Source organism: Candidatus Igneacidithiobacillus taiwanensis, from assembly GCF_031962545.1.
GTDB lineage: Bacteria > Pseudomonadota > Gammaproteobacteria > Acidithiobacillales > Acidithiobacillaceae > Igneacidithiobacillus > Igneacidithiobacillus taiwanensis.
The window spans coordinates 1-11024 of record NZ_JAVRKK010000076.1; the positions used below are offsets into that span (position 1 = coordinate 1).

Below are 11024 nucleotides of genomic sequence, written 5' to 3' on the forward strand. Positions count from 1 at the left end.
CGGTAATGGTCTCAAAGCCCAGAATGTTGCCAAAGAAGGGACCGACGGCTTGCGAGAAGGGGCCGTAGAGGATGCCAAAGGCCATCTCCATGGTCACGCCAGTGGCTACACCAGCGCCAAAGTTGATGATGAAGATCTTCTCGAAGAAGCGATTGAGTTTGTACCAGCGCTCGTTGCCCGTGCGCAGCCAAGCGACCTCCAGGATAAATAGTAACCAAGACATCCCAATGGTCATCGGCGTCCAAAGGATGTGCATGGAAGTAATCCAAGCGAAGTCCATACGGCTGAGGAGCACGGGAAGAGTATTTTCTAAAACCATGACTCACTCCTTTTTTCCATTGTGCATGTGTACAGTCAACATCAATGTACATTGTTATATAAGCAATCACTGTACCAGCTGGAAAAAGGCCATAACTCGTTGAAAAACGTGCTTTGACAAGCAAGATTCGGTGGATATGAACCAAACATGTGGGTCATATCCACAAAGCGTAAAATACTATAACCAAGTATTATTATTAGTTATCCGGCTGCTGGATCTTGTTTCTCGACACTGCGCATGCCATGTTCTTGGATTGGAAATCGGAGGAAAAAGTGCTCACCTTTCTGCAGAGACGGCGATTTTGGCTAGAACTCTTGCTCTGGTTTTTGCTAGTCATCGCGATATATGCGTTTACCCAATGGCGGGGTAGCCAGGGTTCCGAGCGTTTGCAAACACAACTACCGCCGGTTCTACTGGTCACAAGTCTTACTGGTCAGCGTGAGGAGATCCGACCGCAACCACATGAAATCCTTTTGCTCAACTATTGGGCACCGGATTGCCCTCCCTGTATTGCCGAAACGCCGCTCTTCGTGCGTCTCCAGCACTGGTTTGGCGGCAAACATTTTGGCATTGTTGGGTTGGCGGTGCCGGGAAGTAGCTCTGCGGCAGTGCAGGCACGTGTGCGGCAGTTGGGCATCAATTATCCCGTTTACTTGGCTAGCGACCAGTCAACGGCTGTGGCCGGAGGGATTGTACTCACGCCCACCACCTTACTGGTAAACGAGAATGGGCGGATCGTCGGTCGCTATGTAGGCGCCATCGCCTTGCCAGTGATCCTTTGGCAACTATTTTGGATTTGGGTATAGGAACGACAACCATGCGACGCCCTAGTCTTTTTCGGCAAACCGCCGGCACCTTGGCCATGGGTATCATCGCGCTGCAGATTTTTTCCCTGCTTTCGATCATCCTTACCGTACTCTATCCTTTGGCACTGCGCTCGGCAGAGGATCTCGCTGGACTACTCATTATGAGCGCACAAACCTACGCCCAAATGCCCGCGGCGGAGCGCCCACAGTTCTTGCAACGCCTCTCCCGCGACAACCACATCGAGATTGGAGCACCACCGACCAATTTTGATGTGACGGGCAATCGTAGTCACCTGTATGGCAAGATTCTTGCCGCGGAGTTACGGCGTCGCCTTGGTCATCCGGTAGCGGTATTCACTGCTCATGACCCTAAAGAAACCCTGTGGGTGGTGATTCCCGCCCATGGGCAATCGATCTGGATGCATTTTGCGCGCCGGCGCTTGACCGCGACCTTGCCCTTGGGTCTGATTTTTATCCTTGGCGTCTCTACCCTCGCGTTATTGGTCTTGACGATCATTCTGGTGCGCCGGGTATTGCGTCCGTTGGCTGTGCTCACCGATGCGCTGCGGCGCAAATGGAATGCCCCTTTGCCGGTGTTACCAGCAAACGGTGCACGAGAATTTCACGATCTTTTGGCGGCCTTCGAGCGTATGCGCACGCGGCTACAGGCAATGATCGACCAACAGTCCTTGCTTCTCGTTGGAATATCCCACGATCTTCGCTCCCCGCTCGCACGCATACAGATGGCGTTGGAGCTATTGCCCGAGAATACGCCAGAAGAATTGCGCGCTGGCCTGCTGGAAGATGCGCGGCGGATGAACGATCTTCTCGGGCAATCCTTGGCCATTGGCCGCGGCAGTTCAGCACGTATCGCTGATCTCGATCTGGTTGCTTTATTGCAGGTGACCGGCGAAGCTTTTACGCGCGCCGGGGGAAAATGGCAGGCGCAATTACCCCGACGCTATCCATTTCGGGGCGACTACGAGGCCTTACGACGCTTATTCGACAATATACTCGATAATGTGCGTCGCTACGCTGGCGATACGGTCGATGTTCGCCTGCAAAAGCGCGACGGTCGCGGCGTATTGAGTTTTTGCGATTATGGCCCGGGGATTCCGGAAGAGCTGTTAGAGACCCTACTCGAGCCCTTCAGCCGCGGCGATAGTGCCCGCGGCCATAGCGAGGGCAGTGGCCTAGGGCTCGCCATTGCACGACAGATTGCAGAGGCGCAGGGTATACAGCTACGCCTACGCAATCGAACGGATGGCGTCTCAGGGCTGTGCGTCGAGTTGAGTTGGGAGCTCCGCGCCGATGCGCGCCAACGCTGAAGGGTTCAACCGAGAATGTGGCGGCAAACCGCAAGTAGACGCAGAGTGCGTTGATCGCTCAGGCGATAGTAGATGCGGCTTGCCGTGCGGCGAATGCGCACCAGCTGTTGTTTCTCTAGTAACTGCAGGTGCTGGGCGGCGTTACTGTGACTGGTGTGTACCGCGTTGGCGATATGTTGCAGATTCATTTCTCCAGCGCCCAGGAGACAGAGCATGCGATAGCGAAGGGGATGAGCCAGGGCGTGCAGCGCCCGCGCCAAACGGGTCACTTCGTCAGCCTTCAGAAGATCCTTGCACATAGCTTTTTCCTCAGAAGTTCGATGAGTGAGCTACAAGCATGAATGATGCCAACGTATTAGATGCCTATATCATATTGGAAAATAAAGAATAATCTCCCCGCTGGCTACGCCGGCTGTAGCCCGACAGCTACAATCATACAGGGAAATGGTGCTGATTCTCCGCCAATGCGCGGTGCTCTAGTTGTCGGTCGATAGCGACATTACAGCGCGTTACGCCAAAATTGATCTTCCTTGTCCATGATCCGCGTCGCCTCCTCCGGCCCCCAGGAGCCGGCGGGATAGGTAATGATGTAATCGAGCTCGCGCGACCAGGTTTTGATGAAGGGATCGACAGCCCGCCAGGCCCATTCCACTTCATCAAAGCGAATGAAGAGGGCCTTGTCGCCTTCCATCACATCGAGAAGCAGGGCCTCGTAGGCGTCGAGTTCCTTTTCTCCTTCGCGACGATAGCTGGCGTTGAGCTGGGTCGGGCGAATGCGCATCTCCAAGCCCGGTTCTTTCACGTGCAACTCAATCTTTAGACTTTCGGGCTCAAGCGACAACAAAATCCAATTGGGCTCGATACGATCGATAGGGGTTTCCCGAAATAACTGCTGCGGTGTGTGACGAAAGCGAATGGCAACACTGGAGGATTTTTTGGGCATCCGCTTGCCGGTACGCAGGTAGAAAGGTACACCGCGCCATCGCCAGTTATCGACATAAAATTTTGCCGCCACAAAGGTTTCGGTAATGGATCCTGGAGCCACCCCGGGCTCCTCTGCATAACCGGGTACGTGTTGCCCATCAACGAGTCCCGGGCCGTACTGCGCGCGGATCGCATGGGAATGGATGGCGGTTTTGGGAATTGGACGAATGGAGCGTAGGACCTTTACCTTTTCGTCGCGTAGGGCATTTGCCTCGAGCGAGGGTGGCGGTTCCATGGCCACCAGGGTGAGGATTTGCATGAGGTGATTCTGCACCATATCGCGCAGGGCGCCAGCCTGATCGTAATAGCCGGCGCGGTTTTCGACACCTAGCTCCTCGGCCACGGTAATTTGTACATGATCGATAAAGTTGCGATTCCATACCGCCTCGATGGGTAGGTTGGCAAAGCGGAAGACCAAGAGATTCTGGACGATTTCCTTACCCAAATAATGGTCTATGCGATAAATCTGTTCCTCGCGAAAGTGTCGATGCAGTTGCTCATTGAGTTGGATAGCACTTTCCAAATCATTACCAAAGGGTTTTTCGATGACGATACGATAGTCACCATCCCGATCAAAACCGGCTTTGGAGAGATTCTGTACTACGGTAAAAAAATCTTGGGGACGGATGGCAAGATAAAAAATACTACGATCAGGTCGGTCTGCCCCCGGCCGACTCAGAGTTTTGGCCAGCTCTTGATACATTCCGGCCTCGTGCAGTTCTCCGCGCACATAGGTAAAGCGCGCCGAGAACCCTGCAAAATGTTCGGGATGAAAATCTCCGGCAAAGGATTCCAGTTGCTCCTGCAAAAAATCCTGCCAACCGGCGTTATCCCAGGGACGGCGACCAACGGCATAGATTTTTAGATCTGGAGGCAAGAGGCCAGCGCATTGCAGGTGGTAAAGAGAGGGTAGGAGTTTGCGCGAGGCGAGATCGCCGGTAGCACCAAAAATGACGAATTGACAGATACAATCGTCGCTCATTATTCGCTCTCCTTGATCACGGCATGTCCGCCAAACTGATTGCGCATCATCGCCAGCAGTTTGGCGGCGTAATCATCCTTACCCTGGCTCGCCCAGCGCATCTGCAAGGCGAGGGTGATAACCGGTGCCGGAACCTTTTGTTCCAGCGCAGCCTGGGCGGTCCACAGGCCTTCGCCGGAGTCCGCCACTACCGGTGCGATATCGGCTAGCTGCTGATCCTGCGCCAGAGTAGCCGCCGTGAGATCGAGGAGCCAGGAGCGCACCACACTGCCGTAGCGCCACATTTCCGCTACCGCGGCAAGGTCGAGAGCAAACTCCTCTTTGCCCTGTAAGATGGCGAAACCCTCGGCCAAGGCCTGCATCATGCCGTATTCAATGCCGTTGTGGACCATCTTGACGAAATGACCGCTACCGACGGGACCGCAGTGGAGCCAGCCCTTATCCGCCGCGGGCGCAAGAATTTTCAGGAAAGGCTCCACCTTGGTCACCGCCGCGTGGCTGCCGCCGACCATCAGGGCATAGCCCTCCTGTAATCCCCAGACACCACCGGAGACACCGGCGTCGACGTAGTCGATTCCCCGCGCCTCTACCTCCTTGGCTTGCGCCATGGAGTCTTGGTAAAAAGCATTGGCGCCGTTTACCAAAACGTCTCCGGGCGCCAAGAGGGGCAGCAACTCGGCAATATGTTCTGCGGTAGCGTTACCTGCCGGTAGCATGAGCCAGACCACCCGCGGCGCTGGTAGCTGCTGTACCAACTCTGCCAGGGATGCAGCGGCCTGCATGCCGGTTTCCTGGGCCAGCTCCTTGGCTTTGGCAAGATGGCGGTTATAGGCCACTACCGCCGCGCCATCGCGCTGCAGACGGCGCGCCATGTTGCCGCCCATCCGCCCCAAACCCACCATTCCGATCTTGCCTACACCCATGACTTGCCTCCTGACGATTGCCGCCGCACGCGGTATCCTTTGAGTATAGTCAGCCATTGCACAGGAAGAAGAAAATGCAGGAATCTTTGGGCACCCCTTTAGCGGCCGGGGCAACACGCTTATTGCTCTTGGGAGCGGGCGAGTTGGGCAAGGAATTACTCATTGCCGCGCAGCGTTTAGGCATCGAGACCATTGCTGTCGATCGTTATGCCGACGCGCCTGCTATGCAGGTTGCCCACCGCAGCCACGTTGTGGATATGACCGATGCCGAGGCCTTGCTGGCGCTCGTCGCGCGGGAGCGGCCACATTTCGTGGTACCGGAGATTGAGGCCATAGCCACCAACGCCCTGGCTGAACTGGAACAGCAGGGATCCTGTACGGTGATCCCCAACGCCCGCGCCGTTGCCCTGACCATGAATCGTGAGGGCATTCGCCGCTTGGCGGCGGAGGAGTTAGGGCTGCGCTGCTCTCCCTATGCCTTTGCCAATGGTTTGGCAGCGCTGGAAGAAGCCAGCAGGACCATTGGTTTTCCCTGCGTAATCAAACCAGTGATGTCTTCGAGCGGGAAGGGGCAGTCACTCGTACAAAATGCCGGAGATCTGGCGAGCGCTTGGGAAAAGGCGCAGACCGCCGGGCGTGTACAGGGGCAGCGGGTCATCATCGAGGGCTTTATCGATTTTGACTTCGAGATTACCCTGCTGACGGTACGCGCCGCACAGGGCACCGTATTTTGCGCACCCATAGGGCACCGCCAAGAGGCGGGCGATTACGTCGAGTCTTGGCAACCCCAGCCAATGGCCGAAAAGGCCCTGCGCAAAGCCCAAGAGATGGCGAAGCGAGTGACCGATGCCCTGGGCGGGCGCGGAATCTTTGGGGTGGAATTTTTTGTTCGCGGTGATGAGGTGTACTTCAGCGAAGTTTCACCGCGCCCTCACGACACCGGCATGGTCACCCTGATGAGCCAACGTCAAAGCGAATTCGATCTGCACCTGCGCGCCATTCTCGGCCTGCCCGTCAACCCTGGTCTCTACGGGCCAACGGCCTCGGCGGTGATCCGCGCCGAGAAGGTCGGTTGGGGGCCGCAGTACGCTGGGCTCGCGGAGGCCTTGGCAGTAGCGGATAGCGACTTGCGCCTCTTTGGCAAACCGCAGGCGGACAAGCTACGTCGCTTGGGAGTTGCGCTGGCCAGTGCTGAGACGGTAGACGAGGCGCTGGCTCGCGCCCGCCTAGTTGCTAGCCACGTGCGCGTTTTTGGGTACGCGTCGTAAGCGAAAAATTGCCGGTGCCCGCGCTCAGCCGGTGACAAACTCGCCGATACGGTCGAGGGCGCGGGTGAGGTTTTCCTCACTGGTAGCAAAAGACAGACGCAGATGTCCTGGACTACCAAAGGCACTACCGGGCACCACGGCGACCCCTGCTTCCAGCAGTTTTTCGGCCAATACCAGATCGTTGGGGATTCCCTTGCTTTGCATCACTTCCTGAAAGCCAGGAAAGCTATAGAAAGTTCCATCGGAAGGGAGAACCTGGACCCCTGGAAGGGCACGCAAACGCTCGTAGACGTAGTTGTGCCTGTATTCGAAAGCCTGCAACATGGGCGCAAGGAGGGTATCACCGCTCTCCAGGGCAGCTTGCGCCGCGGCTTGGGCAATGGAGCAGGGGTTGGAGGTGCTTTGCGACTGTACCGTCTCCATCGCGGCGATGAGCGGCGCCGGCCCGGCGCAGTAACCAATTCGCCATCCGGTCATGGCGTAGGCCTTGGATACACCATTGAGGACAATGCAGCGATCTTGCAGGTCCGGGCATGCCATGGCGAGATTGACGAAACGTGCCCCGGCAAAAAGGATTTTTTCGTACATATCGTCGCTGGCGATCAGGACCTGCGGGTGTGCACGGAGTACGTCACCCAAGGCAGCTAGTTCCGCAGCAGAATAGCCCTTACCAGAGGGATTGGACGGGCTGTTGATGACCAAGAGTCGAGTGGCCGGGGTGATTGCGGCAGCGAGCTGCTCCGGCGTAATCTTGAACTGTTGCGCGGCACTGGTTGGCAAAATGACTGGTTGCGCACCCGCGAGCACCACCATGTCGGGGTAGGAAACCCAGTAGGGTGCGGGGATGATGACTTCATCGCCTTGATCCAGAAGTGCTTGGCAGAGGTTGTAAAAACTCTGTTTGCCACCCACGGAGACCAAGACTTGCTTGGCTTGGTACTGGAGATTGTTGTCGCGCGCAAACTTCGCGATTACTGCCGCCTTCAGCTCTGGCGTTCCGCCGACGGCGGTGTATTTGGTAAAACCGCGGTCGAGGGCGGCCTTGGCGGCATCTTTGATCGGCTCTGGGGTATCAAAATCGGGCTCGCCTGCACCAAGGCTGACCACATCCTTGCCTTGACGCTGGAGTTCCGCAGCGCGTGTACTTACCGCCAAGGTGGGGGAGGGGCGAACCGCATTGACGCGACGGGAAAGGCGTATGTCCACTGCAGGAATCCTGAAGGCGCTAGCAAAGGGCCAAAATTGTAAGCCTTTACGCCGGAAAAGCAACCGCGCTACTCCACTCCCTTTTTGCGAAGTAGGCTGGCAATGCGACGTAGGCGCTCCAAGGGATCCTGTAGCAGCAAGAGTTGCAGCTTTTCTGCCGACCGCACCGGTAAAGCCTGCGCCAAGATCATGCCGGCACGACTGGCATCCAGCTCTGGAGCAGCTGGATCTTCGATAATCTGCTGCAAGATGGGTTTGAGCCATTCGTGCTCAAAAGCGAGAGGAAGGGCCGGTTCTTCCGGCCACAGATGAATGCGCGCCACAGTGATGTCATTGGCATGCTGCCATTCTTGTACGGAAAAACGGCGGGATCCCTCGATTTCCAGAAGAAGCAGCCCGTTCTCGCTATTCCAGTCGACAATGGTTGCCAGAGTGCCAACGGGGGCAGGGGCGGCTTCCGCCTCCGCCAGGCAAATGCCGAAGGGACGGCCTGAGCGCATGGCGCGGCTGACCATATCCACATAACGAGGCTCGAAGATGCGCAGCCCCATGCGGGCCTTGGGAAAAAGCACGGAACTGAGTAAGAATAGATCGTACCATTCTTGCGCATCGCTTTGCGCCGTCATCCCGGAGATCCTCGCGAAACCAATATGCCTGAGCTAAGTGTAGCGCCCCTTTCCTTGTATGTGCACCTGCCCTGGTGCAAAGCCAAGTGTCCATACTGCGATTTTAATTCCTACGCGGCGGAGAACTTCCCCGCCGAGCGCTACGTCGATGCCCTCATTCTTGATCTGGAGCGTGAGCTGCCGCGGATTTGGGGTCGGCAAATTCACAGTATCTTTTTTGGTGGCGGTACCCCCAGCCTTTTCCCGCCGGAGAGTCTCGATCGTTTACTCTCGGCCATTCGTGCTCGCCTGCGCCTGGCGCCGCAAGTAGAAATCAGCCTCGAGGCGAATCCTGGCGCGGTGGATGCCGCAGCCTTCGCCGGTTTTCGTGCAGCGGGTATCAATCGTCTCTCCCTCGGGGTCCAGTCCTTCAACGACGACGCCTTGCGCGTTCTCGGACGCATTCACGATGCCCGCACCGCGCATCAAGCCATCGAAGCGCTACAGCGCGCTGGTTTCGACAACTGGAATCTGGACCTGATCTTTGCCTTGCCAGGACAGGATTACGCCGCGGCACTCGACGACCTGCGCAATGCGCTCATCCACCGGCCGCCGCATCTTTCTCTGTACCAACTTACCTTGGAACCGGGAACACCTTTTGCCAGCCGTCCGCCGGCCGCCTTACCCGATGCCGACAGCAGCGCGGAAATGGAGGAGGGGCTGCGTGCCGAACTCGCTGCCGCGGGTCTTGCCCGTTATGAGGTTTCGGCGCATGCGCGCAGCGGACGGCAGTGTTGGCACAATCGTAACTACTGGCTCTTTGGGGACTATTTGGGCATTGGTGCTGGCGCCCATGGCAAAATCACTCTGCCCGGGCAGGGGATACTGCGCACACGTAAACCACCGCGGCCGGAAACGTACATGGCAGCGGCCATGGCTGCAGCTGCAGTTCTTGGTGAACAGCAGTGGGTCGGCCCTGCCGAACGCCCGTTCGAGTTTTTTCTCAACGCCTTGCGCTTGATGGAGGGATTTTCGGAGGAAATCTTTGAAGAGCGCACCGGGATAAGCTTTTTGCTTGTGGAGGGCCGACTGCGGCGCGCCGCACAACGTGGCTTATTGGAGCGGCAAGGGCGTCATTGGCGCCCCACCGCCATTGGTATCAATTGGACCAATTCCTTGTGTCGGGAATTTCTCCCCGAGAAGGAAGCGCCTCAGTCGCGCCCCATGGCCTCGGCTTCGTGACCGGTGATGGATCCTTCCGTAAAAAGATATTCCCGCAATTCCTTGTCTAGGCGAGGTAATTTCCGACGCAGCCACTCCAATACCATGGCTGCGTGTTCCAGTTCTTCGTCACGATTGTGGGCGAGTACGGCCTTGAGGGTTGGATCTTGGCAAGCGTCCACCCGCTGCTGGTACCAATCGACGGCTTCAAACTCCTCCATCAAGGAACTGATGGCGCGATGGATATCGAGGGTGTCGGGACTGAGCTGTTCGAGGGCTTCGTGCAGGCTTTCGTGGGCCATGGTCGATCTCCGTGGGTTGCGTAGAAGTGTCATTTGAGAATAGCCGAAGACGACCCGGCCAGCCAGGCAAGCGCTTTGGCCTCGCACGTATCCTCTCCAAGCGCGGACTTTGCTCGCGAACCCAAGCGGCCGAGTGGATTCGGGCGGGAAGAGTGACTGTTGCGGGACGCTGTATTCTCGATCCCGAACAGGGCTTTCCGCTCGACCAGGATGCCATTGCGGTAGATGGCGTTGCCGCGCCGCTAACGTCGCGTCGGCGTGTGCTATTACTCCATAAGCCGCGCGGCTATTTGGTGACGCGCCACGATCAACATGGGCGGCGTACGATCTACGATTTGCTTCCCGATGGCGACTGGCTCGCGCCGGTGGGTCGTCTCGATCAAGCCAGCAGCGGTTTGCTGCTGCTGAGTAATGATCCTACCTGGGCGCAAACGATTTTGGACCCCGAACGCCATGTACCCAAAAAATATCATGTGCAGGTCCGCCCTCCCTTGGCTGCAGAGCAACGCGCTTATCTGGCCGCTGGCGTGGTGCTCGATGGGATACGATATCGTCCAGTGGAAATTCGTGAGTTGCGCTGTGGCGGCAAGACCCAATGGTTGGAATTTGTGCTTCAAGAAGGGAAAAATCGCCAGATTCGCCGCCTGTTGGAGAGTCAGGGCTGTGAAGTTTTACGGCTGATTCGTGTTGCCATTGGCACTTTGACCTTAGGTGACTTGGCCGCCGGCCAGTGGCGCGAACTTACGCCTACGGAAATAGACAGGCTGTCGTCATGATAGCCTTTCGCCTGTGATGCTTTTCTCGATTTCAAGAACTTGACGGGTGGTTGCAAGAATCGTGTCGGGATTGAGGCTGATGGAGTCAATTCCAAGACGAACGAGATACTCCGCCATTTCTGGATAGTCGGAGGGTGCCTGGCCACAGAGGCCAGAATGAATGCCGTTGCGTCGGCAGCCTTCGATGGCTTGTTGAATCAATAACTGCATAAGTTCACAAACCTTTGGCACTTCTTTGGCGAGGGAGGAGTGCCATGCAGGTTCAACATGTCGGGTACCGGATCCGGGGGTTTTACCGGGTAGC

13 protein-coding genes are annotated in these 11024 nt (G+C 57.1%); 5 read left to right on the forward strand and 8 right to left on the reverse strand.

The features are described from left to right. Positions 1-319 (reverse strand): cytochrome ubiquinol oxidase subunit I (locus tag RTI30_RS09625; RefSeq protein ID WP_312283700.1); only part of this gene is annotated, 319 nt, incomplete at its 3' end. Positions 320-591: 272 nt separating this feature from the next. On the opposite strand from RTI30_RS09625, the gene RTI30_RS09630 reads away from it, so the two are divergent. Beyond that, on the forward strand, positions 592-1125 hold the full coding sequence (locus RTI30_RS09630; protein ID WP_312262989.1) for a TlpA disulfide reductase family protein: 534 nt from the start codon (positions 592-594) through the stop codon (positions 1123-1125). A gap of 11 nt (positions 1126-1136) precedes the next feature. Continuing rightward, on the forward strand, positions 1137-2453 hold the full coding sequence (locus RTI30_RS09635) for an ATP-binding protein (protein WP_312262988.1): 1317 nt from the start codon (positions 1137-1139) through the stop codon (positions 2451-2453). Between the two features lie 5 nt (positions 2454-2458). On the opposite strand, the gene RTI30_RS09640 is transcribed toward RTI30_RS09635, so the two are convergent. The 3 genes from RTI30_RS09640 to gnd all read right to left on the reverse strand — a co-directional run bounded on the left by RTI30_RS09640 (position 2459) and on the right by gnd (position 5342). Next, the gene (locus RTI30_RS09640; RefSeq protein ID WP_312262987.1) at positions 2459-2752 is read right to left on the reverse strand and encodes a metalloregulator ArsR/SmtB family transcription factor; all 294 of its coding nucleotides are present in this window, start codon (positions 2750-2752) and stop codon (positions 2459-2461) included. A 200-nt stretch (positions 2753-2952) separates the two neighbouring features. After that, on the reverse strand, positions 2953-4419 hold the full coding sequence (gene zwf / locus RTI30_RS09645) for a glucose-6-phosphate dehydrogenase (protein ID WP_312262986.1): 1467 nt from the start codon (positions 4417-4419) through the stop codon (positions 2953-2955). Continuing rightward, positions 4419-5342: a phosphogluconate dehydrogenase (NAD(+)-dependent, decarboxylating) gene (gene gnd, locus RTI30_RS09650; RefSeq protein ID WP_312262985.1), complete on the reverse strand. Its 924-nt coding sequence runs from the start codon at positions 5340-5342 to the stop codon at positions 4419-4421. Before gnd ends, zwf begins: the two co-directional genes overlap by 1 nt. Positions 5343-5416: 74 nt before the next feature. Here gnd and purT point away from each other — a divergent pair, with 74 nt between their 5' ends. After that, positions 5417-6610 carry a formate-dependent phosphoribosylglycinamide formyltransferase gene (purT, locus tag RTI30_RS09655; RefSeq protein ID WP_312262984.1) on the forward strand — a complete coding sequence of 398 codons (1194 nt, stop codon included), beginning with the start codon at positions 5417-5419 and terminating at the stop codon, positions 6608-6610. A 24-nt stretch (positions 6611-6634) separates the two neighbouring features. Here the strand turns inward: purT and RTI30_RS09660 are convergent, their stop codons facing one another. Then, entirely contained in the window at positions 6635-7816 is a 1182-nt protein-coding gene (locus RTI30_RS09660) for a pyridoxal phosphate-dependent aminotransferase (protein ID WP_312262983.1), read from the reverse strand. Positions 7817-7884: 68 nt separating this feature from the next. Beyond that, a complete protein-coding gene (locus tag RTI30_RS09665) occupies positions 7885-8442 on the reverse strand; it encodes an LON peptidase substrate-binding domain-containing protein (RefSeq protein WP_312262982.1) in 558 nt (185 codons plus the stop codon). Between the two features lie 24 nt (positions 8443-8466). On the opposite strand from RTI30_RS09665, the gene hemW reads away from it, so the two are divergent. Beyond that, positions 8467-9663: a radical SAM family heme chaperone HemW gene (gene hemW, locus RTI30_RS09670; RefSeq protein WP_312262981.1), complete on the forward strand. Its 1197-nt coding sequence runs from the start codon at positions 8467-8469 to the stop codon at positions 9661-9663. On the opposite strand, the gene RTI30_RS09675 is transcribed toward hemW, so the two are convergent. Next, entirely contained in the window at positions 9633-9944 is a 312-nt protein-coding gene (locus tag RTI30_RS09675) for an encapsulin-associated ferritin-like protein (protein WP_312262980.1), read from the reverse strand. The genes hemW and RTI30_RS09675 overlap by 31 nt on opposite strands. Before the next feature lie 26 nt (positions 9945-9970). Here RTI30_RS09675 and RTI30_RS09680 point away from each other — a divergent pair, with 26 nt between their 5' ends. After that, positions 9971-10720, forward strand: coding sequence for a pseudouridine synthase (locus tag RTI30_RS09680; RefSeq protein ID WP_312274803.1), 750 nt, complete (start codon positions 9971-9973; stop codon positions 10718-10720). Here RTI30_RS09680 and RTI30_RS09685 read toward each other — a convergent pair. Continuing rightward, positions 10715-11024, reverse strand: a 310-nt coding sequence (locus RTI30_RS09685) for a putative PEP-binding protein (protein WP_312274805.1), incomplete at its 5' end; no start/stop codon positions are given. The genes RTI30_RS09680 and RTI30_RS09685 overlap by 6 nt on opposite strands.

Coding starts and splice junctions, on each gene's coding strand:
- RTI30_RS09635 (WP_312262988.1), top strand. CDS start 1,137: ATGCGACGCCCTAGTCTTTTTCGGCAAACCGCCGGCACCTTGGCCATG.
- RTI30_RS09640 (WP_312262987.1), bottom strand. CDS start 2,752: ATGTGCAAGGATCTTCTGAAGGCTGACGAAGTGACCCGTTTGGCGCGG.
- zwf (WP_312262986.1), bottom strand. CDS start 4,419: ATGAGCGACGATTGTATCTGTCAATTCGTCATTTTTGGTGCTACCGGC.
- gnd (WP_312262985.1), bottom strand. CDS start 5,342: ATGGGTGTAGGCAAGATCGGAATGGTGGGTTTGGGGCGGATGGGCGGC.
- purT (WP_312262984.1), top strand. CDS start 5,417: ATGCAGGAATCTTTGGGCACCCCTTTAGCGGCCGGGGCAACACGCTTA.
- RTI30_RS09665 (WP_312262982.1), bottom strand. CDS start 8,442: ATGACGGCGCAAAGCGATGCGCAAGAATGGTACGATCTATTCTTACTC.
- hemW (WP_312262981.1), top strand. CDS start 8,467: ATGCCTGAGCTAAGTGTAGCGCCCCTTTCCTTGTATGTGCACCTGCCC.
- RTI30_RS09675 (WP_312262980.1), bottom strand. CDS start 9,944: ATGGCCCACGAAAGCCTGCACGAAGCCCTCGAACAGCTCAGTCCCGAC.